The 18,120-nt window shown below is 58.5% G+C and carries 18 protein-coding genes; 10 read left to right on the forward strand and 8 right to left on the reverse strand.

Annotated elements, in window-relative coordinates; genetic code table 11:
* Nucleotides 1-2: 2 nt before the first annotated feature.
* Nucleotides 3-650 (forward strand): NAD(P)-dependent oxidoreductase, encoded by a 648-nt coding sequence (locus VJU77_15035; protein HKP04665.1) that lies wholly within the window; start codon nucleotides 3-5, stop codon nucleotides 648-650.
* Between the two features lie 574 nt (nucleotides 651-1,224).
* Here the strand turns inward: VJU77_15035 and VJU77_15040 are convergent.
* From VJU77_15040 to VJU77_15060, 5 genes are all read right to left on the reverse strand, one after another.
* Nucleotides 1,225-2,820: a hypothetical protein gene (locus tag VJU77_15040; protein ID HKP04666.1), complete on the reverse strand. Its 1,596-nt coding sequence runs from the start codon at nucleotides 2,818-2,820 to the stop codon at nucleotides 1,225-1,227.
* A gap of 101 nt (nucleotides 2,821-2,921) precedes the next feature.
* A complete protein-coding gene (locus VJU77_15045; protein ID HKP04667.1) occupies nucleotides 2,922-3,167 on the reverse strand; it encodes a hypothetical protein in 246 nt (81 codons plus the stop codon).
* Nucleotides 3,160-3,381 carry a hypothetical protein gene (locus VJU77_15050; GenBank protein ID HKP04668.1) on the reverse strand — a complete coding sequence of 74 codons (222 nt, stop codon included), beginning with the start codon at nucleotides 3,379-3,381 and terminating at the stop codon, nucleotides 3,160-3,162. Before VJU77_15050 ends, VJU77_15045 begins: the two co-directional genes overlap by 8 nt.
* 119 nt (nucleotides 3,382-3,500) lie before the next feature.
* Entirely contained in the window at nucleotides 3,501-4,007 is a 507-nt protein-coding gene (locus VJU77_15055) for a hypothetical protein (GenBank protein HKP04669.1), read from the reverse strand.
* A 309-nt stretch (nucleotides 4,008-4,316) separates the two neighbouring features.
* Nucleotides 4,317-5,096 carry a hypothetical protein gene (locus VJU77_15060; protein HKP04670.1) on the reverse strand — a complete coding sequence of 260 codons (780 nt, stop codon included), beginning with the start codon at nucleotides 5,094-5,096 and terminating at the stop codon, nucleotides 4,317-4,319.
* 317 nt (nucleotides 5,097-5,413) lie between these two features.
* On the opposite strand from VJU77_15060, the gene VJU77_15065 reads away from it, so the two are divergent.
* From VJU77_15065 to VJU77_15085, 5 genes are all read left to right on the forward strand, one after another.
* Nucleotides 5,414-6,079 carry a CDP-alcohol phosphatidyltransferase family protein gene (locus tag VJU77_15065; protein ID HKP04671.1) on the forward strand — a complete coding sequence of 222 codons (666 nt, stop codon included), beginning with the start codon at nucleotides 5,414-5,416 and terminating at the stop codon, nucleotides 6,077-6,079.
* Nucleotides 6,079-7,032, forward strand: coding sequence for a phosphatidate cytidylyltransferase (locus tag VJU77_15070; GenBank protein HKP04672.1), 954 nt, complete (start codon nucleotides 6,079-6,081; stop codon nucleotides 7,030-7,032). Before VJU77_15065 ends, VJU77_15070 begins: the two co-directional genes overlap by 1 nt.
* On the forward strand, nucleotides 7,029-7,742 hold the full coding sequence (locus tag VJU77_15075) for a lysophospholipid acyltransferase family protein (GenBank protein ID HKP04673.1): 714 nt from the start codon (nucleotides 7,029-7,031) through the stop codon (nucleotides 7,740-7,742). Before VJU77_15070 ends, VJU77_15075 begins: the two co-directional genes overlap by 4 nt.
* 71 nt (nucleotides 7,743-7,813) lie before the next feature.
* A complete protein-coding gene (locus VJU77_15080; protein ID HKP04674.1) occupies nucleotides 7,814-9,619 on the forward strand; it encodes a bifunctional alpha/beta hydrolase/class I SAM-dependent methyltransferase in 1,806 nt (601 codons plus the stop codon).
* Nucleotides 9,606-10,928 carry a dual specificity protein phosphatase family protein gene (locus VJU77_15085; protein ID HKP04675.1) on the forward strand — a complete coding sequence of 441 codons (1,323 nt, stop codon included), beginning with the start codon at nucleotides 9,606-9,608 and terminating at the stop codon, nucleotides 10,926-10,928. The genes VJU77_15080 and VJU77_15085 overlap by 14 nt, the downstream gene beginning before the upstream one ends.
* A gap of 233 nt (nucleotides 10,929-11,161) precedes the next feature.
* Here VJU77_15085 and VJU77_15090 read toward each other — a convergent pair whose 3' ends face one another.
* From VJU77_15090 to VJU77_15100, 3 genes are all read right to left on the reverse strand, one after another.
* Nucleotides 11,162-11,761 (reverse strand): DUF4145 domain-containing protein, encoded by a 600-nt coding sequence (locus VJU77_15090; GenBank protein ID HKP04676.1) that lies wholly within the window; start codon nucleotides 11,759-11,761, stop codon nucleotides 11,162-11,164.
* A 166-nt stretch (nucleotides 11,762-11,927) separates the two neighbouring features.
* Nucleotides 11,928-12,479 carry a hypothetical protein gene (locus VJU77_15095; GenBank protein HKP04677.1) on the reverse strand — a complete coding sequence of 184 codons (552 nt, stop codon included), beginning with the start codon at nucleotides 12,477-12,479 and terminating at the stop codon, nucleotides 11,928-11,930.
* A 246-nt stretch (nucleotides 12,480-12,725) separates the two neighbouring features.
* Complete coding sequence (locus tag VJU77_15100; GenBank protein HKP04678.1) at nucleotides 12,726-13,082, reverse strand: hypothetical protein; 357 nt, start codon at nucleotides 13,080-13,082, stop codon at nucleotides 12,726-12,728.
* A 123-nt stretch (nucleotides 13,083-13,205) separates the two neighbouring features.
* Here VJU77_15100 and VJU77_15105 point away from each other — a divergent pair, with 123 nt between their 5' ends.
* The 4 genes from VJU77_15105 to VJU77_15120 all read left to right on the forward strand — a co-directional run bounded on the left by VJU77_15105 (nucleotide 13,206) and on the right by VJU77_15120 (nucleotide 18,117).
* On the forward strand, nucleotides 13,206-13,646 hold the full coding sequence (locus VJU77_15105) for a hypothetical protein (GenBank protein HKP04679.1): 441 nt from the start codon (nucleotides 13,206-13,208) through the stop codon (nucleotides 13,644-13,646).
* A gap of 3 nt (nucleotides 13,647-13,649) precedes the next feature.
* Nucleotides 13,650-14,738, forward strand: a complete 1,089-nt coding sequence (gene corA, locus VJU77_15110) for a magnesium/cobalt transporter CorA (protein ID HKP04680.1) — start codon at nucleotides 13,650-13,652, stop codon at nucleotides 14,736-14,738.
* 138 nt (nucleotides 14,739-14,876) lie between these two features.
* Nucleotides 14,877-16,979 (forward strand): hypothetical protein, encoded by a 2,103-nt coding sequence (locus tag VJU77_15115; protein ID HKP04681.1) that lies wholly within the window; start codon nucleotides 14,877-14,879, stop codon nucleotides 16,977-16,979.
* Nucleotides 16,980-17,163: 184 nt separating this feature from the next.
* A complete protein-coding gene (locus VJU77_15120) occupies nucleotides 17,164-18,117 on the forward strand; it encodes a ring-cleaving dioxygenase (protein ID HKP04682.1) in 954 nt (317 codons plus the stop codon).
* Nucleotides 18,118-18,120: the final 3 nt, after the last annotated feature.

Here is an 18,120-nt window from a genome sequence, read left to right on the forward strand (position 1 = left end):
TTGTGGCCTCGATCGTTGTCACCGGGGGGACGGGTTACATCGGGAGCCGGCTCATTCCGTTGCTGGCCGGTCGCGGGCACGAAGTGAGGGCGGTGGTTCGCCCGGGTTCAAAAAAGCAATTGCCTGGTGCGACTTCGATCGTGGCCGATCCGCTCGAAGAAGGTTCTTACACGGAGGCGATCAAAGGCTGCGATACCTTCGTCCATCTTATTGGAGTGCCGCATCCGAGTCCGGCCAAGGCTGCGCAATTTCGCGCGATTGACCTGCCTTCCGCGAAGGTCGCGCTGAATGCGGCGCGTGACGCCGGAGTCAGGCACTTTATTTATCTAAGCGTCGCGCACCCGGCGCCGATGATGGAGGCATTCATTGCCGTGCGCAGCGAAGGCGAAGCGATGATTCGCGCAAGCGGAATCAACGCCACTTTTGTTCGGCCCTGGTATGTCCTGGGACCCGGGCATCGCTGGGCCTATGCACTCGTGCCGTTTTACTGGATCGCGGAACGCTTGCCGGCAACACGCGACGCAGCGCAGCGGCTCGGACTCATCACCATTTCCCAGATGCTCGAGGCCCTCGTCTGGGCAGTCGAGAATCCTCCCGAAGGCGTCCGGATTCTCGATGTGCCGAAGATCCGCGAGATGTCGCGCCGGTAGTAAAACAAGGAGGGGCGCTTTCCAAACCGCCCTCTTCCGCGACGGTTGAAAACCGTCGCTTCTTGATCCCGGGGATCGGGTGAGGCATGCGCTCGGCCGGGATCACCGATCCCGGCTGCAAGTACTCTAACTTCGACATTCGGGTTTCGTCATTGTTTCGACATTCATCATTTCCCCGCTTCCGTCGCCCTTTCCGGGCTCGGGTCTCTTGGAATGGTTTACGCGGAGTTCCGCTGACGCTTCACTCCGGGCTTTACTGCGCCGCACCTTCGGTGCTTCAGCTCATCGCCAGTCCCGTCCCACGCTTCCGCACGAGCGCGCAGTAGCGAAATTCGCCGCCGCTCGCTTACGATTTCATAGGTAACGAAACCAGTGCCGGAGGCACGATGGAATCAAGCCCGGAGCGCAGCGCAGCAAAGCTCCGGGTTTGCCAGCGTGCACGATATCAAACCCCGGCAGGGGTGACGGAAGCACGCGATGCAGCAACTGACGAACAACTTAAAAGCATGGTCCGGCTCTAACTTCGACATTCGTCATTCGTGCTTCGTCATTTGAGATCGCCTTCTTCGCCAGCTCAGAGCGTCTTCAAATATTCTATCAGCTCCCGCTTTTGCTCGCTGGAAAGCTTGGTGCCGTAGTCGTGGCCGGAATTGGAATTTCCCGGAGTGGTCGTGTCGAACACATAAACGCCGCCGTCGGCGTAACCCATCTGGGTTGCGTCATAATCCTGTGAGCCGCGATGAAAATTTTTCGCCCGCTGCGCCGGCGCGGTGAGCAATTCCTGCATTGTCCGAACGGAACCATTGTGCAGATAAGGCGACCGGGCCCAGACGCCGCCCAGGCTCGCCGCCCAATATTTTCCGGTGCTGCGGACTCCAAATTCTTTCGGCGGTTCGTAACCGACCGCTTCCAGCTCGGCCAGGAACTTGTTGAACCCTTCCGCCTGTTTCTCGGTAAACATTTCCGCGCGGCGAGGATCGGTCCCGACATCGGCGATCGAATACAAACGCTTGTCGCTCTCCGGGCCGCCGTGACAGGAGGCGCATGATTTTTCAAAGTGAACCGCGCCTTGCTTCGCCGCCGCGCGGTCAATCGCGAAGGGAAACTTCGGTGGACGAATACTTTCGGAGAGATCGGTTTGCCGTTTCACCATCGCAAAATCCAGGTCGCCGTGTTTCCCATGCAGCGGTGCCCCAAGACCGAGCGAGGCCAGCAGATTTCTGGCTATAGGAGACTTGGTGTTGCCATCCCAATGGACCCAGGTCCGTTTGTCCACATCCCAAACGAGACCGAATTTTATCGGCGCGTACGGTTGCGGCTTGTTCAAGAGACTGGCCGAGAGAAGGCCGAAAGCATCATTGCGTCCCGGACCGGAAGCCGGCGGCACCTTGTCCGGCGGTTGATCCGGAACGTGCAGGGCCGCGCGCATGTTGTGAAAAAGCTTGAGCATTGAATGCGCGAGCTGTGGAAGGCCGGAGGCGTCTTTGGCCAGTTCCAAATCGGCGGGCGCGATCTCGTGTAGCTCACCCGCGGCGACCTCCTTCGAGCCGAACGGGTCCGCCGCCATCCGCTCGGTGATGCCGGCTTGCTGCGCTTCCCAGGCCCGGTCCAGCACCGTTCCCTCCTTCGATGGCGCGTTGTCGGGCCCGGCGAAATACGCATTCAAGAACAACTTCATGTTGCCCGGCTCGGAGGTCTTGAAGGTCGAGATCAAGATCGAACCGAAAAACGCTTCGACGTCGAAATGGCTCGTTGCGCCCAGGATCCGCATCGGCTCCCTGGCGCCGCTGGAATTGATCTGGGCCACGTGACACGACGCGCAGTTGATTCCGACAGCCGACAAACCGCCGAGATGTTTAACATCGGATTTCCGGCTGATGCCGATCGGCCAACCGAAAGCCGGGTCCGGGATCAAACCGAGATAGGCGAGGTCGGAGGCCGGAAAAAGGTCGGGATAAATCTTGATGAAAGCGCGCAGCACCCGCTCGGGGACAACCTCGGTGCTCATCGATCCGTGCAGAAAGAAATTGAGATCGTCCGCCGACCACTTGGGGACCTGGGCCAGATCAAATTTCGGTTTTGCCGGTTGTTCAGGGGCGGCCTGCATTGCGGAGGCGATGATGAGGCTCACAATCGCCGCCGCGCTTCGCCGAAAACATGGAGGTTTCATCGGCTGCCGAGCCTATGAATTACGTTCCGGGATGTAAAGCGGCCGATTGCATTCACCTTCCCATCCCTAATTCAGCGCCATCTGATCGGACCGCCGCCTGATCACAGCACTTCGCCGCCCTCCGCGATCTGCCCCGGCCGGAGAAACGTCTTAATTAGGTCGCCCTCACCGCACACTATCAACCCTGGAAAACGTTTGAACCATTTGCCGTGTGGAACTTCGGGGTTCATTTCGAGCCAATCCGAAAGCAGACCAATCTGTTCTTCGGAGATCTCACGCTCGCGGATACGATCGAAAAGGTGCCGGAGGAGGGGGGCCGGAATCCCTTCCCGGCGAATCTTAGGCATCGGGCTTGCCGCCGTAGAATCCGCGGATCATCTGCTCACGAATCTCGAGGGCTTCCGTGGAATCGGTGGCCGCGACCATTTTTTTCGCAAGCGCTACCAGCTCTTTCCCACTCAACATTCGCTCGGCATCGAGGCGGTAGGCAAATTGGATGACCTCGGCTTGTTCGGTCGGTGTCAGATGCTGAATTTCCTCGATGATTTGGGCAGCACTCACGCGGTCAAGATAAGCGCGAACTCTTCGGAAACTCAACCCCGAACCCTCGCTGCGATGTATGAAATCGAGAGCAAGTGCTTCCGCGCTCAATTACGGTATCGATCGCACTAGGGATTCAATCAGTTGCTCATGATGGAGGAAAGGAAATTTGGATCGCATAACCGTCGAACAAATGTCGCGGTGAGTCCCATATTGAACAACGTAAAGACGAGCATGGTTACGATCATGTAGGAGGTGCTTGAAAAGCCGGCAAGCCTTGAATAAAAGGCGGCACCGTCCCTGTGCGACAAGCGTCCCAGTTTGGTAAACTGATTAAATGATCGCAGATGTGGGAAATACTCACTCAAGAGCGCTCGGGCATTCATTTCGGTTACCAATTGATAGGAGCGGAAACGAATTAGTTGATAGGTAAACCCAAAGAAAACCATCGTCAGCATAGCGGCCACCACTATTGGTTGCCAACCGCTTCGTGGGCTACCTAGCAGGAACTGGAGCCCAGCAGCTTCGAATGTGAAGGCGGTGGCGGGGAAAGACCAGAACTTGGCGTCGTAGTATCTACACGTTTCGCAAAGCTCCTTATACTGCTCCAACGCGTTAGAGCGCTTATGTTCCAAGTCGTCGGTCATACTAGGTGAACTCCGTGTGGTACCGGCTCTGGGAGCAGTCTGACGGAAGTGGAATGAGGTCTGGGTCAGAGCGCAGTATCGACATTCGTTTTGGGAAGGGATATTCCATTCGGAAATGTCACGACTCGGAATCCTAAACCACCACTCTCATCCCGAAGAGTAATCGCGGGTGGGTCTGAGTGCCCGTTTCGCAGGGCCACAGAGTCGGGCGTTTTCTTGCAAAAAGCTCGGGGTGAGGGTGCTTCGATGATATACGTGAATCACGTTCATCGCTGCGAATTGGGCTAACCTTACTGCCGTTGCGCGTGCTCACTTCAGATTCAAGGTTGCCGTGAGCGCTCGATTGTAAGACTTCAACGTCTGGCGGTCCTCGATAATAGTGAGCGTGGCGAAGAAACGAACCTCAGTCGCGCCGCGGATCGATAATCTTCCTCGGACGAACGTGAAAGTAGCCGGGGACGGCACACTCGGTTGGAGCTCGAGAAATTGGTTAACCCTCGGCGAATCCGCCCGCAGATTTTCAGATTGACGTTTGAAGCCACCGGTAGCCTTCAAATCATAGTTATTCTTGACGTTGTCTGACGCTTGAATGCCGCCTTCGCTTCTTCGCGAGGCGGGGATTATCCACAGCGTCCGTTGGCTCCTATTCACAAAGTTCACTGATACTTCGAGCTCCTGTGCGCCCAGCCGCGCCCATTCAGGCGTCGCAACTACATCGCCCCAGTCGAAGCTGCGCCGGGTTACGTCTTGGGGCGCAGGAGTCGCTTCAGCTTCCGACGATGTTGCACTCTGTTCGCGGCTGAATGTTGATATTGCCTTGTCCGTTTTATTTCTTTCTCCTCCGACTCCTTCCGTGGTTTTTTTGTCACGTTCTGCTCGCGGCTCGGCGGCAGTTTTGGCCTCACGTGCGATTGCGATCTGTCGCTCGAGATCGCTAAGGCGCTTCTCTGAATCGGTTTGTTTGGCAATTGCGACCGCTACACGGCTCTCTGCCTCTTCTCGCGCCATTTTCTCCTTCGTCGCTTCCTTTTCTGCGTCACGTGATTGGGATTGGGCGTCACGTCGCGCTTGGGATTCCGTTTCAAGCATTCCATGAAGTCGCTGACAATCAGGGTCTGTTTTCTCGCGAACAGTGAGTGTCGTATACGCACTAATCCCGGCAACGGCGAGCGTGACCGCAGCCCAAACGACGAGCGATTTGCGGGTTGAGTGGGGAGGGACTTGTTCCACCGGAGGCATAATTGAAGGGTTTAACTGATTCGGGCCGACTTGCAATAATGTGTTGCTACACTAATCCCGCGGGCCGCGGCTACACCGTGCGGCCGTATTTGCCTCGAATTGTAAAGCCGCCGATTGACCGTGCGCCGGAGAAACCGTAGAACCAAAACCAGATCGCACGATTTCGCATGGGGCAATACGAACCAACTTCGCGACGGCCGATCGCGGAAGGGTTTCGTTCCACCGCCCATTTTGCGACCAGGCTTTGCGTCCGGCTGGGCGTTCATCCGGATTCGATTTCGTACGCGTCGATCGTCGCCGCGGCGCTGGCGGCGGTTTGCTTTTGGAAATCAGGGGAACATCCGTGGCTGCTTATCCTGGCGCCGCTCTTCTGCCAATTGCGGCTCTGGTTCAACATGCTCGATGGCATGGTGGCGATCGCGTCCGGCAAAGCGAGCTCGCGCGGAGAAATCCTGAACGATCTTCCGGATCGTGTTTCCGACGTGCTGATTTTCGCCGGCGCCGCCCACAGCGGCTGGATGAACCCGTTCCTGGGTTATTGGGCTGCAATTTTCGCCCTCCTGACCGCCTATGTGGGGATGTTTGGACAAGCGGTTGGGGGAGAGCGCGAATTCAGCGGAACGATGTCGAAGCCGTGGCGGATGGTGACGCTTCACGCCGGCGCGTGGCTCACGTTCGCGTGCCTCCGTTGGAACCACGGGGCGGTTCGCTTCGGAAGCTTGACGATTCTGGATTGGGCTTGCCTGATTGTCGTGGCAGGTTGCTTGCAGACCATGGCGATCCGGCTGAAGCGAATCATGGCGGCGTTGAAAGCGAAGTCCGCCTCTCATTAATGTCGCCACATCACGCGCTCGAGGACCCGATCTTCCGCGCCTATCTCTTCATTATTTCTTTCTCGCTGGCGGGCGGGGGGATCGTGCTCGGTCTTCTCCATTGGGGTTTCAAGAAACCACTCGGGCCGATCTGGAGCACCTATCGTTCGTGGCTCGTGATGGCGCCGATCGGCCTGGCGGTGCTTTTCGCCGGGCGGGTTCCCACGATTGTTGGCGTTACGCTTCTCGCCATTTTCGGGTTTAAGGAATTCGCGCGCGCCTCCGGGCTCTATCGCGACTGGTGGATGACCGGCGCTGTCTATGCCGGCATCGTGACGGTCGGCGTGGCGTCGCTCGTTTCGCATCCGCGCGGCGAGGAACCGGGCCAGGGCTGGTACAGCTTTTTTGTGGCGGTGCCGGTCTTCGCCATTGCGCTGATTCTGCTCGTGCCGATCCTGAGAAACCGCGCCCGCGGCGAATTGCAGCGAATGTCGCTCGGCATTGTTGGCTTTGTTTACATCGGTTGGATGTTCGGCCACCTCGGATTCCTGGCCAATGCCGTGAACGCCTATGGCTATCTTCTCTATGTCATCTTCGCGACGGAACTGAACGACGTGGCCGCGTTCACCTTTGGCCGGCTTTTCGGACGTCACCCGTTGCGGAGCGAGATCAGTCCCAAAAAAACGTGGGAAGGCGCTCTTGGCGCGCTGGCGGTCTCAATGGTGCTGCCGTGGCTGCTGCGGTTTTCGTTCCCGGAGTTCGGCCCGTGGCAATTGATCCTGACCGGACTGATCGTTGGCATCGGCGGACAACTCGGCGACCTTTCCATCAGCGTGATCAAGCGTGACATTGGCACGAAAGATATGGGAGGTTTGATCCCAGGCCACGGCGGCATTCTCGATCGGATCGACAGTTTGATTTACGTTGCGCCGCTCTTCCTCCACATGGCTGGTTACTACACCGAATTGCGATGAAGAAATGGCAATACGACTCCGCCCAGGACCTCGACCAAACCATGGTCGAACGGCTCCGCCATTTTCCTCGTGAGCCGGACATGCTCGTCTATGGCTTGCGTTCGCTCGTGGCGCTGATCATTCGGGCTCTTCTTCGGGTTTATTGCCGGTTCGAAATCGTGGGCGAAGAACATCTGCGCAGTAATCGCTCATTTGTTCTGGTCGCCAACCACTCCAGCCATCTCGATACCGTTTGCCTGCTCTCCGCTCTCCCGTTACGAAGATTGCACCGGGCCTTTCCCGCGGCTGCCGCGGATTATTTTTTCAAAAGCGTGCCGCGAACTTGGATCGCGACGGTGGTGGCGAACGCCCTGCCTTTCGCGCGCCAGAACCATGTCCGGCAAAGTCTCGGAATTTGCGCCGAGTTGCTGGCGAATGCCGGCAACGTCCTGATCATTTTTCCGGAAGGGACCAGGTCGACGAGCGGCACGCTCCAGGAATTTAAGCCGGGCATCGGCGCGCTTCTGGCCGGGCGAGACATTCCCGTTTTGCCCTGTTACCTCGACGGCGCTGCCCGGGCCTGGCCGAAAGGCTCCCGGCTGCCACGCCCGCGCAAAGTGCGGCTGATCATCGGCGCGCCGCGAAGCTATGGTGCGATCATTCCCGACAGGAATTCGAGCGCCGCAATTGCGGCGGAGCTGCGGGCTGCCGTGCAGAAACTCGCGCCATAACCGTGCAAGCCACTGAATCCATTTCCGGGCAACCGACGCCGTCTGAATCTGTTGTAGGGCAACCGCTCCGGTTGCCATCGGAACCGCGATCGGCAAGCGGAGCGCCAGCCGGGCAATTCTTTTCGACCTGGGACGGCGTGCAGCTTTTTTATCGCGCCTGGATTCCCGCGAAGAAAACTGACAAAGCGCTCCTCCTGTTCCACCGCGGTCACGAACATTCCGGACGGTGGGCGGAATTTGTGAAAATGCTCGGCCTCGACGACGTCGCCGTCTTCGCATGGGACGCGCGCGGCCACGGCCGGTCGCCGGGCGAGCGCGGTTCGGCGGAGAATTTCGGCATGATGGTGAAAGACGTCGATGCCTTTGTCCGCCACGTCAGCGAACATCATGGCTTCGAGTTGCCAAACATGATCGTCCTGGCCCACAGCGTCGGGGCGGTCACCGCCGCGGCCTGGGTGCACGATTACGCGCCGCCGATCCGCGCGATGATCCTGGCCACTCCCGCGTTTCGGGTTCGGCTTTACGTTCCGTTCGCCATTCCGTCGCTCCGGTTGAAACAAAAATTCTTCGGACCCGGCTTCGTGAAGAGTTACGTGAAAGCGAAGATGCTTACCCACGATCCCGGGCAGGCGGCGCTTTACAACGCCGACCCGCTGATCTTTCGCCAGATCGCCGTCAACGTTCTCCTTGGGTTACACGACGCCGGCACGCGACTCCTGGCCGATGCGGGCGCGATCAATGTCCCAACGCTGATGCTTTCCGCCGGCCGCGATTGGGTCGTCAGCCTGGAGGCGCAACGAGAATTCTTCAACGGCCTTTCGTCGCCGATGAAAAGGATGCACGTTTTTCCGGCGGCGTTTCATGCGCTCTTTCACGAAAAGGAACGGGCCCTGGTGGTCGATCGTGCCCGCGAATTCATTCTCGAACGTTTCGCGGCGCCGCCTGCTCGGACCTCGTTGCTCGAAGCCGACAAGTACGGTCATACCTGGGAGGAATACGAGCGCCTGAAGCTGCGCGGCGGTCCCCAGTTTGCCCTCGTCCGCGGCGCATTGAAAACCGGCGGACGCCTGAGCAAAGGGATCGACCTCGGCTGGCGAAGCGGTTTCGATTCCGGATTGACGCTCGATTATGTTTACGAAAACAAACCGCGCGGCGCAACGGCGCTGGGCCGGCTCATCGACCGCAATTATCTGAACAGCCCGGGCTGGCGCGGAATTCGGCAGCGAAAGAAAAATCTCGAAATCCTTTTACGGCAGGTAATCGAGCGCGTTCAGGCCAGCGGCCTGCCCGTCCGGATCGCCGACATCGCGGCGGGAGGCGGCCGTTATCTGCTCGAAACCATGCACCGCTTGCCGGAGATCCCGATGACGGCGCTGCTGCGGGATTACAAACGGGAGAATGTGGAGGCCGCGGCGCGATTCGCGGCCGAACTTGGCCTAACGAACGTAACCGTCGAGGTGGGGAACGCGTTCGATCGCTCCTCGCTGGCCGCGATCGAACCCCGCCCGACGATCGGCATTGTCTCGGGATTGTTCGAGCTGTTTCCTTCGAATGCGGAGGTGCTGACGTCGCTCCGCGGTCTCGCCGACGCCATCCAGCCGGGCGGTTATCTCATCTACACGAACCAGCCGTGGCACCCGCAGCTCGAATTCATCGCGAGAGTTTTGCGCAACCGGGAAGGAGAGCCGTGGATCATGCGCTGTCGCACGACGGCGGAAATGGATGAGGTGGTCCGTGAAGCCGGCTTCGAAAAGATGACGATGGAGATCGATGAGTGGGGGATTTTCAGCGTGTCCGTGGCGCGACGTGATGGATCGCCAGGTGGATCGCGCGCTCCGTCGCGCGATGGTGAGAATGGCGCCAATGGCGCACGGTAAGAACATCGAGCGGCGGAGCGATCGATCCACCTTTAAGGCTCTTGCGGCCTCAATCGGCCTCTCGGCGCTTTTCCTCATTGTTTACGGCTGGTGCAACTGGTTCACCGCGCACCGGGCCAACGTCCCGACGCTGTTCTTCGAGTGGGAGCGTTCCATCCCCTTTGTCCCGCTCATGATCGCTCCCTACATGTCGATCGACCTGTTTTTTGTCGCGGCCCCGTTTCTTTGCCGGGACAACCGCGAACTCGCTACGTTTTCAAACCGGATCGCGGCCGCGATTCTCGTCGGCGGGATTTGCTTTCTCCTCTTCCCGTTGCGCTTTGCTTTTGAGCGCCCGCACGCGGACGGCTGGCTCGGCGCGCTCTTCGATTGGTTCCGGGGACTGGATCAGCCTTACAATTTGCTGCCATCGCTCCACATCGCGCTGCGCACCATCCTGGCGGAATTTTACGCGCGCCATACCCGCGGCGTCTTACGTCAGGCTTCCAACATCTGGTTCATTCTCATCGGACTCTCGGCAGTCCTGACTTATCAACATCATGTCATGGATGTCGTGGCCGGCTTCGCCCTGGGCGCCTATTGCCTCTACTTCTTTCGGCAACCGGCTCCGCGCCTTCCGGTCATGGCGAATCGGCGCGTCGGCGCATACTATTTCATCGGCACTCTGATTGTTCTGGGCTTGGTTGTTCTTTGGTGGCCGTGGGGAGCGTTCCTGCTTTGGCCGGTGGTGTCGCTGGGCATCGCATCGGCAGCCTACTTCGGTTTCGGCCCGGTAGTGTTCCGGAAAGAGAACGGTCAGTTACCTTGGACGTCGTGGTGGGCGCTGGGCCCTGTTTTGTTAGGTCACAAACTCTCCCGCCTCTACTACCAGCGGCAATGCCGGGCGTGGCACGAGCTGACGCCGCGAGTGTGGATCGGCCGAACTCTCAACCGACGGGAAGCTGCCGCGGCCGTCCAGCAGGGAGTCACCGCCATCCTCGATCTCACCGCCGAATTTTCCGAGCCGCCGCCATTCCGGACGATGACTTATCTAAACATGCCGGTACTCGACCTCACCGCGCCGACGACGGAGCAGCTCGAGGAAATGGCAGTCTTCATCGCGGAACAATCCGCCAGGGGCATCGTTTACGTTCACTGCAAAATCGGATACTCGCGGACGGCTGCGGCTGCGGCCGCGTATCTCTTGCGCGCCGGGCTGGCCGCGACGGTTCCAGAAGCGCTCGACCTGATTCGGGGCGTTCGTCCCACGGTAATCATTCGACCCGAAATCGTGGCGGCCCTAAATCGATTCACGAATGAAGCGCTCTAGCTAATGTTGCACTGCAAAGTTGAGCCTCGGCCTGAAGGCAGGGAAAACATCGTGGGCGTCGCTTTTCCGGGATAATGCGATCGGCAGCTGGCGGGAGGAACTTCATCGGCGGAAGCCCAACCTCCTGGCCAAGGCAGCCCGGCGTTTCGCGCCGACGGAGTTTGTGCCCTGGGTTGAAAGCCTGTTGCGCCAAGGCCACACGCCAACTCACTCGTTGACACTCTTCATAGGGGTTAGGCCTCTTCTGCTCCGCTTTGTTGAGTTTTGGTTTGCGCGATGCTTTTCTGAAACTCCGCTAGACGCGCCGGCGCTACATAAACATACTCAACCAAAGTTCGGAAGAACTTATCCATTTGCCACGTCATCGGGACCGTTACCTTCTGTTCAGTGTTATGAGCGCCGGAATTCCCGAGGGTGCGCAGGACCGATGTGATATCAACAAGTGTAGGCGGGATTTCCCCAGTGTTGGCGAGATGTTTGAGCCGAGTATGAAGCGTGCCTGACGGCACTTTTCTGTCGTCGCAGAGAGCTTCCAGAGCGCGCCGCATCAACACCGCGAAAGCATTTTGGGAAACCTTTTGCACGCGCTTGGACTCACGGTAGTTTTCAGCGACTATTTCCGGAATGGATTTATCGAGAGCGACATCAGCTGGGAAAACCAACGATCCGATTTCGCCAGCGTCGTCGACGCTCTCGTAAATACTTAGATCGCCACACGTCGAGCAGGAGAAACCGATATAGCAGGATTCGGGAGGATCTTCCATCGGCTCTCCTTTGGAGTTATACCAATCTCCGATGTAGCTGTGGCGGAAGACCTCTTTGTGCGGGGTCATATTACCGCAGTGTGGACATACAAGGACTGGTTCCTTCATCTTGAACAGGTCTAACGAGAACAAGATGAGCGACGGCGGACGAGACCGCGTGTCGAACGGAATAGAAGTGTGGAAGTCATCTCAAACTGAAAGCGCACAGCGGTCCGTCGTTCGCTCCATCGTAGGGTTAGGCCGAGGGCATGGTCATTGTTTTGGGTGCCGGATACAGTCCGGCTTTTACAGCGAGCTCATCTATCACGGTGAAGCAAGAAAGAATATCCGTCTCCAAGGTGGTCAAGTAATCATCTGTGATCACTGCTGTCCTAGGCGCGCCCTCGAAGTAACTCAGGGTCGCCTCATAAGCCTTGCCGTAAGAAACTCGACCATGTGTAAACGCGTTTCGGTAGCGGATGACTCTAGCGAGGAGGCGATCAATCTCGGATCGCTCGGCGCCAGAGATGGCGTCGAAGTTCGCTAAAATAGCGAGGAAAACACGTCGTTTCGCCGACATCGTGAAAAACTCTGCCGTAAGAATCGCGGCTTCAAAGAGCGATTGCTGCTCATTTGCCTGCGGAAACAGAAATCGCATGATAATCCGCTCAAGCTGCGACTCAATGTGAGCAGCGGCCAGGATGATTTTCTTTGTGTTCTCGATGAACGTCTCGTCCACCCGCGACACCTCTCCGACAGTTCCTGAAGCAGTCACTGTGAAGGAGCGGGGCAATCTGACAGTCTTCATAACAGGAAATACGGCCGACACTAGTGGCCTAACGAGAATTAGGCGAAAGCGCGTGCACGTGCATGTGCACGCGGATTTTCGAGGGATTAAGGAAATTGGGGTTGGGGTTGGTCATTTGTGGGGTGGGCCGGTAGAAGGGAGCCATGGCACCTCCAGATCCGCACTATACGCTCTTGCTAATTAATCACGAAACCAGGGAGCCACTCAAGATTGAATTGGCCGATCTCCCTTATCCGGGGCGCGCGGCTAATCGATCCGGTAAATCTCCGGTACCGCCGGTTTCTTCTCTTGCTGTAGCGACGGCGCTCTGTCGCCGTGGACCTGCTTCGCCTTCTCGTATTCCCGCTCGTTGAGATATTGCAGCATCTTCGTCGCTTTCTGTTGCTCCTCCAGGATCGCTCGGCTCACCTCCCGTAATTTCGTAAGGCGCGCGACCGCGGCAAAACCTGTCAACGCCACGATGACCAGCAAGGCCACGGCCCACCACAGCGCGCTTTCTATGCCCCAAAGCGTTCTTTCCTGCTGCTGGAAAATCGTCTCTCCGGCGAGGATATGGAGGAACATCACCCCTTCTCTTTTGCCTTCCTCAATCGAAAATCGCAAATCGAAATTCGAAAATGAAGAAAAGTAACAGCCCGGTTACCTCCCCGTCAGACCGCTGGTGAAGAGCGAACCCGTATTTCTCCTCGCACTCACGCCGCGGCTCCTTCAATAATGAGCGCTGCCATGAAATATACCGATCTGATTCAGCTCTATTTCGAGCGGACCACCGCGTTGCAGAATTATTGGACGCTCTATGTCGTCATCGTCGGCGGGATTCTCGCTTTTTCGTCTTTGCGGAAACAGCCGGCCGCCCTGACGACCTTGATCGTTTCGATCCTGTTCGGTCTCTTCGCCTACGAAAATCTTGACGCCATAAAAGCGACGGCGACGCAGCGGCACGCGACTCTCGCGGCGCTTAAACAATCCGATGCCGGTTCGACCGCCACCGAGATCAAACCGGTGCGCGACCTTCTGGAACCGACGCTGCAACCGGCCACCGTCAGTTCCACCCAAACCACCCACCTGATCAGCGACGTGTTGACGATCGCCGGCCTTTGGATCATGGAGTTGCGCCGGAGAAAAAACGTGGCGGTCGCGGCGATGACGGCGCAGCCTTTTCCGTAACTCATGCTCAGATTACGCAAATCAATTCCGGGCGAATCTCCCGGCACCCTGCGCCTGGAGAAAGAAGTGTTGCGGCGCAAGCCGGTCATTACGCTCATCGAATACGACCGCGTTGCCCTGGAAGAGCGCGTGATCGAGGACACCACCGAGCTCCTTTCGCATTTCGACAACCAGCGCGTGACCTGGATCAACATCGACGGCCTGGGCGACATCGAGGTTCTGCGGGCGCTCGGTTCGAAGTTCAATTTGCATCCCCTGGCTCTCGAGGATGTGCTCGACACTTTTCAGCGGCCAAAGGTCGAACAATACGACAACTATCTTTTCCTCGTCGCCCACATGCTTTACCTCGATCGCGGGCAGATCATGTGCGGCGAGCAAGTCAGCATGTTCCTCGGCAAACATTTTCTCATTACCCTCCAGGAAGAAGCGGAGTTCGATGTCTTCGAGCCGGTCCGGGCCCGCATCCGCAACACCACCGGCACCATTCGCAAGATGGGCCCGGATTATCTCGCCTACGCGTTGCTCGATTCGATCGTGGACCACTATTACCCGGTGCTTGAAGACGTGGGGGCGAAGATCGAGGCGATCGAAGAAGGCCTGGTCGATTTACAACCCAACGCGAGCCCGGTTGCGGAATTGCACGGCCACAAACGGACCCTCGCGCGCCTCCGCCGTTACGTCTGGCCGGAGCGCGATCTGGTGAACATTCTCATGCACGATGAAACCGGCTTTGTCACCAAGGGGACGAAGGTCTATCTGCGCGATTGTTACGATCACACGGTCCAGCTGATGGATTTGGTGGAGAGTTATCGCGACGTGCTCTCGGGATTGATGGAATTGTATCTCTCCGCTGTCGGTATTCGGACGAACGAGATCATGCGGGTTTTGACGGTCGTCACCTCCATCTTTATTCCGCTCACTTTTATCGTGGGCGTTTATGGGATGAATTTCGCGCGCGAGGTGGACGGCAAGAAACTTCCCTGGAACATGCCGGAGCTGGTTTCCCCGTATGGATACGTCGGTTGTTGGGCCGTCATGCTCGCCTTGGCGATCTTCCAGATCATCTATTTCAAGAAACGGCGCTGGTTGTAAGGGTTGCTTCGATCACGTTGTAGCGACGCCGCTCTGTCGGCGTAACAAGCGTGCTCTGCTGCCAAAGCGTTCTTACGGCGACAGAGCGCCGTCGCTACAACGCGTTTTTCGGCTTAAGTACTGCTGCCTTTACCGCACATGCGACGCCTTTTGTTCCTCTCGTTAATTGCTGCTTCCGCGGTCAACGCCGAACGGATCAACCACGAGGGCCGGATCCTGGGGCCCGCGCCGGTAGTTACGGCGCCGACCCTGTTCAATACCGCGGCAGCGGACGCGATCGTTTCCGCGATGCAAATCATGCCGCGTGAGAACCCGTGGAACGAAGACATTTCCCGCCGGCCGGTGCACCCGAACTCCGAGGCAATCATTGCCCAGATCACGAATGACCTCGCGTCCAACCGCCGGACGCTTCGCCCATTCTACGAGATGAATTATGTCCTCGTCCCGGACAATCAGCCGCGGCTGACAATCCCATTTTTCAACTACCCGGACGAATCAGACCTCGACGGGGGCACCTTTCCGAATGGCAGCTATCCCATTCCGAGCAATCTCCCGATCGAGACCTGGCCGCGTGGGACTGGCAATCTCACCTTGCAGCAATGGCAACAGGATGTGAACAACACGGGCGGGGATCGCCACGCCATCATCGTGGCGCCGGGTGCGGGCTCGATTTGGGAGACGTGGCTGACGAAGTTGACTACCGGCGGTTGGGAGGCGTCGAACGGTGCGAAATTCAATCTCAATTCAAATACGTTGCGTCCCGCCGGATGGACTTCGGGTGACGCGGCGGGATTGCCGATGTTTCCGGCCGTGGTTCGCTACGATGAATGCCAGCGCGGCATGGTCGAGCACGCCTTGCGCATCGTCGTGGCCAAGACCCGCCGCGAATATATTTACCCCGCGACCCACTACGCTTCCTCGATTCCGGCCACTTCGACGAACTACCCGGCGATGGGCCAGCGCGTCCGGCTCAAATCGAGTTTCGTTATTCCCGAGACCTGGACGATCGAGGAAAAAGCCGTTCTGCGGGCGCTCAAAAAATATGGAGCGCTGGTCGCGGACAACGGGAATTTCTTCTCGGTCTCTGTTTGTCCCGACGATCGGTTCAGCGCAACGGCGTTCGATCATCTTTCGACCATCGGCATCAGCAGCTTCGAGATTATCCAGACGACAGGCCCGACGGAAGGTCCACGGTCGCCTGGCGCGCCGAGTGTTTCGGCGGGCGCCGATCAATTTCTGGAAGCACCGGCCAACATCGCGCTGAGCGGGACCGTGACCGATCCGTCCGGGCAGGCGACTCTTCTCTGGAAACTTTATTCCGGTCCGGCCGGCGTTGTCATCGGAAACCCAGGTCAAGCGTCGACGACAGCGACCATGAACACGCCGGGCACTTACACGTTCCTGCTCAGCGCGGATGACGGCGTGCATGCCGTGGCCTACGACGCGGTCGTTGTCCGGGTGACTGGCCACGATGCGCTCGGGAACATGTCCACCCGGGTCCAAGTCGGCACTGGGAACAATGTGGCGATTTCCGGCTTAATCATTTCTGGAAACACCGCCAAGCAGGTCGTGGTGCGCGGACTCGGGCCGTCGCTCGCCGCCGCTGGAGTCCAGGGGGGCCTCAGCGATCCCGTGCTCGATCTTTACGATTCCGCCGGCAACCTGCTCGTGAACAATAATAATTGGCGAGAGTCCCAGGAACAGGCCCTCCTCAACGCGAATCTCGCGCCCACGAATGATCTCGAGTCGGCGATCCTGTCCAATCTTGCGCCCGGCGCCTACACCGCCGTCCTGCGCGGCCTGGGCAACGCGACGGGAATTGGTCTCGTGGAAGTTTACGACCTGGAGGAAAGCGCCGCCTCCAAGCTCGGTAATCTCAGCACGCGTGGCTTGGTGGGCGCCGGCCAAAACGTCATGATTGGCGGAGCCATCGTGACCGGACCGGATACCGCCCGGGTTCTGTTTCGGGCGCTTGGTCCATCGCTGGCGGGGGCGGGGATTCAGAACGCGATTTCCGATCCGCAGATGAATTTGTTCGATGCCAACGGCGCCGTGATTTTCTCGAACAACAACTGGAAGGATTCCCAACGGGCGGCGATCGCCGGCACCGGTCTCGCCCCTACGAATGATTTGGAATCGGCGATCCTCGCCGATCTGGCGCCGGGCAATTACACCGCAGTGGTCAGTGGCGTCGGCGGGACGAGCGGTATCGCGCTCGTAGAAGCCTATCATTTGCAATAGCGGGAAATTTTCCGCCTTCAGCCTCAAGGAGCGGCGATTTGAAATCGCCGTCTTCGGTGTCGGCGGTTTCAAACCGCCGTTCCTTGAAGCTGATCGGCTGCCACCCTTCCCACTTGTCGAAACATCAGGCTGTTATCGCATTTGCAATAGCGCTGGCGGTCACGCCGCGCGATGATGGCGGGCAATGCAAAGCGTCAGAGGACTTCACCATGTCACGGCCATTTCCGGACCGGCCCAGGAGAATTTGGATTTTTATGCAGGCGTCCTGGGAATGCGATTGGTTAAGAAAAGTGTAAACCAGGACGATCCAAGTACCTATCATCTTTTTTACGCGGATGCCGAAGGTCATCCAGGCACCGATCTCACCTTCTTTCCCTGGGCTCGGATGGCGCCAAGCCGTGATGGTTACGGCCTGAGCAGCGAGGTTTCGCTGGCGGTCCCGCCCGGCAGTTTGGATTTCTGGGGCACCCGGTTGCAGAAATACGGAGCGAGCCTGGGCAATGCCGAGACCCGTTTCGAACGGCAAGCCCTTCCCCTCCGCGACCCCCACGGACTACAGATTGCGCTGGTGGAAAGCGAAGATTCCACGCGCCGCCCATTCACGCCGTGGGAAGGAAGCCCGATCGCGGTCGAACATCAGATTCGCGGTTTGGAAAGTGCGCGGTTAGTGGAGCCCGACCTCGTTCGGACCACTTCGTTTCTCTCGAACGCGATGGATTTTACCCATGTCGGGACCGAGGGCGGGTGGCATCGCTATGCGGTCGGCGACGGAAAATCGGGCAGTTATGTCGACATTCGCGAAATGCCCATGGCTGTTCGCGGCGCCTGGGGAACCGGGAGTATCCATCACCTGGCCTGGCGGGTGGACGATGAAACGCATCAGCTCGAAGTGCGCGAGCGTGTGCGCAACGGCGGCTCGCGGCCAACGCCCGTCATCGACCGGTTTTGGTTTAAGTCCGTCTATTTCCCGGAACCCGGCGGCGTCCTTTTCGAGCTCGCGACCGAAGGCCCGGGATTTGCCGTCGACGAAGACCCGGCGCACCTCGGCGAATCGCTCGTGCTTCCACCGTGGCTGGAACCGGAACGCGCCAGCATCGAAACGGTCCTGCCGTCGCTGACGATGCCGGCACAGCGATAAGCC

Source organism: Chthoniobacterales bacterium (assembly GCA_035274845.1).
Taxonomy (GTDB): domain Bacteria; phylum Verrucomicrobiota; class Verrucomicrobiia; order Chthoniobacterales; family UBA10450; genus AV80.

What these genes read in the sequence shown, in the direction of transcription:
- VJU77_15040 (HKP04666.1), bottom strand. Translation starts at nt 2,820, where the DNA reads ATGAAACCTCCATGTTTTCGGCGAAGCGCGGCGGCGATTGTGAGCCTC.
- VJU77_15045 (HKP04667.1), bottom strand. Translation starts at nt 3,167, where the DNA reads ATGCCTAAGATTCGCCGGGAAGGGATTCCGGCCCCCCTCCTCCGGCAC.
- VJU77_15055 (HKP04669.1), bottom strand. Translation starts at nt 4,007, where the DNA reads ATGACCGACGACTTGGAACATAAGCGCTCTAACGCGTTGGAGCAGTAT.
- VJU77_15060 (HKP04670.1), bottom strand. Translation starts at nt 5,096, where the DNA reads ATGCTTGAAACGGAATCCCAAGCGCGACGTGACGCCCAATCCCAATCA.
- VJU77_15065 (HKP04671.1), top strand. Translation starts at nt 5,414, where the DNA reads ATGGGGCAATACGAACCAACTTCGCGACGGCCGATCGCGGAAGGGTTT.
- VJU77_15070 (HKP04672.1), top strand. Translation starts at nt 6,079, where the DNA reads ATGTCGCCACATCACGCGCTCGAGGACCCGATCTTCCGCGCCTATCTC.
- VJU77_15075 (HKP04673.1), top strand. Translation starts at nt 7,029, where the DNA reads ATGAAGAAATGGCAATACGACTCCGCCCAGGACCTCGACCAAACCATG.
- VJU77_15085 (HKP04675.1), top strand. Translation starts at nt 9,606, where the DNA reads ATGGCGCACGGTAAGAACATCGAGCGGCGGAGCGATCGATCCACCTTT.
- VJU77_15090 (HKP04676.1), bottom strand. Translation starts at nt 11,761, where the DNA reads ATGACCCCGCACAAAGAGGTCTTCCGCCACAGCTACATCGGAGATTGG.
- VJU77_15095 (HKP04677.1), bottom strand. Translation starts at nt 12,479, where the DNA reads ATGAAGACTGTCAGATTGCCCCGCTCCTTCACAGTGACTGCTTCAGGA.
- VJU77_15105 (HKP04679.1), top strand. Translation starts at nt 13,206, where the DNA reads ATGAAATATACCGATCTGATTCAGCTCTATTTCGAGCGGACCACCGCG.
- corA (HKP04680.1), top strand. Translation starts at nt 13,650, where the DNA reads ATGCTCAGATTACGCAAATCAATTCCGGGCGAATCTCCCGGCACCCTG.
- VJU77_15115 (HKP04681.1), top strand. Translation starts at nt 14,877, where the DNA reads ATGCGACGCCTTTTGTTCCTCTCGTTAATTGCTGCTTCCGCGGTCAAC.
- VJU77_15120 (HKP04682.1), top strand. Translation starts at nt 17,164, where the DNA reads ATGCAAAGCGTCAGAGGACTTCACCATGTCACGGCCATTTCCGGACCG.